Raw genomic sequence first — 2,133 nt, forward strand, 5'->3', positions numbered from 1 at the left:
CAGTCGCTGTCGCTTATAATCCTTTTGGTCGCAGATGGTCACCGCATCGATGATCCAGTCATTGGGTACTCGGATGGCGTGTGCATCGCCCTTTTGGTGTGCCTTGTGGTAGGGGAGCTCCTGTGAGTGCATGGGGCTGGGGTGCCCTGTCTCATAATCCCACCAGTACTTTTGCTGGTCTAGCTCCTCGGGTGCTGCCCCTAGCTTCAGGAGCAGGATGGAGCGATTGGTAGGAATGCCAAAGGGGGCACTGCTGAGGAACTCTTGATCCAGGTAGCCAAAGGAACCGAAGAGGGGGATCATATTGGGTACACTATTTTCATCCACCAACTGGTACTTGTAGAGGATTTGCTGTGGGGAGAGCCACTCAAAGTCGGCTCCTTCGAGGTTGCATGCTTTGCGAGAGCTCTGCTTGGCGTACTTCACGCCGTTGCCAAGGTCGATATTGGTACCAAAGGTGCCGTCGCCATTGTCGTAGCTGAGTGAGCATTGAAACTTGTATCGCTCGTATAGCTCCTCCACATTTAGGGTGTGATTGATCGCTACCGAGGTGAGGGTCTTGTACTCTCCTGGCTTGATAGGATAATCTTGTCCACTACCTGGGAACATGCAGAGGTTATCTACCGCCACGTGGGTAGAGGCAAAGTTTTCATCGCCCTTGAGGTCGATGGCTACGTCGTTTTGGAAGGCGGAGCGTGCCAGGCAAAGACCATCAAGGTAGAGGGTCTTATTGGTGGGATTGTAGATACGTATATAGGTATCGTGGCTGTAGGAGGTCCAGCCCTTTAATCCGCTTGGCCACACGACTTCGTCCTCAGTGCCGATGTAGAAGACCTCCTGAATGATCAGGTTTTTCTCTTTCATGGCAATCTCCTCCTTCTTGAGCCCTAAGCAACTGGTGAGTAGGACTGCTATGAGGAAGGGGAGGGTGAAATGAGTTATTCGCTTATTCATAGATGCTAACTTTATATCTTTTCAGTAAATAATGCTATTCAAAGGGGAGGGTTATAGGAACCATGCTCCATACCCATTGCCACCAGTGCCGGCAGCGCCGTGTGTCTTGAGGTTGGCAACCGCTTGGAAGGCCTCTGCTGGGGTAAGGCCTATCTCTCTCCCTAGGTGTAGGTAGTAGGGCTCTTGCTCATTGGTATTGGCAGGGTCGCTATCAAAGCCCGAGGTGTAGACCTTGATCGGGATATTGAAGCGGACCACCTCTTGCCAGCCCGATGCCTCCATCTTGGGGTTGTCGAACTCTTGGCAGATGTACCCTGTGCGTGGGGGCTTATTATTGATTGAGTAGCTTTCGTCACGGCTAGGGAGCACCAATTTGCGTCCCTTCTCGCACTTCATCACCCTCACTGCTAGGAAAAACTGTGGTAGCAGATTGGTAGAGCCACCGATACGGGTATACTCTTCGGCAGGGAGGAGCTGGGGCTTGCCATTTTCGTCGAGGATCTCTTTGCCCTCGTTATCGGTCTTGTGTCGTGGTGCGAGGAGGAGTGGCCACTTCCTTTGGTCTACCGCCTCATCGTGCTTGTAGGCATTGTGTAGCAATCCATCGAAGTCTTCGATCATCGGCTCTCTATCATCGAGTACCTTTTCGATGCCTCCGCGATAGTCGAATTCGAGGTGTCCCTTTAGCCCTACATTGTCTTGATCCTGTGGGCAAGAGGCTAGGAAGTACTCGCTGCGGAGCGTAGGGGGGAGTAGGCGGATATTGTAGAGGGTGCGAACGCCATCGGCCATATCATCCTGAGTCCAGGTATCTCGATAGGTGTAGCGGAATACTGTACGCGATACCTCTCTCCGCTCCTCAAAGGTCTTGCGGTTTTGGAAATACTCCGAGGGGATAGGCTTCTCATTCTTATAGGCCTCCATATTGAGTGGCATCGGCTTGTAATTTTGGTTTCTATAATTTTCATCGCTCACTCCATTGCGGAAGCGTACGTCCATTACGTCGTAGGGCTGTCCCTTATCATCTAGGTCGCTGATGGAGAAGAATATCTGATATTGGTCGGAGTGCTCGTAGATATTGTCGTTGATGAGCTTGCCATCCTTATTATAGAAGTAGAAGCAAAGGCCCCAGAGGCGCTTTTGCCCACCCACTACACGGAGGTAATCGGGACCAACGCC

At 51.8% G+C, this 2,133-nt stretch carries 2 protein-coding genes; both read right to left on the bottom strand.

Annotated features, from left to right (window positions below):
• On the bottom strand, positions 1–954 hold a 954-nt coding region (locus tag QVO39_RS07945), incomplete at its 3' end, for a DUF4876 domain-containing protein (RefSeq protein WP_288171938.1).
• Between the two features lie 51 nt (positions 955–1,005).
• On the bottom strand, positions 1,006–2,133 hold a 1,128-nt coding region (locus QVO39_RS07950), incomplete at its 5' end, for a hypothetical protein (RefSeq protein ID WP_353867188.1).

The sequence above is a fragment of the Porphyromonas sp. CAG:1061 genome (genome assembly GCF_000435035.1).
Classification (GTDB): domain Bacteria; phylum Bacteroidota; class Bacteroidia; order Bacteroidales; family Porphyromonadaceae; genus Porphyromonas_A; species Porphyromonas_A somerae.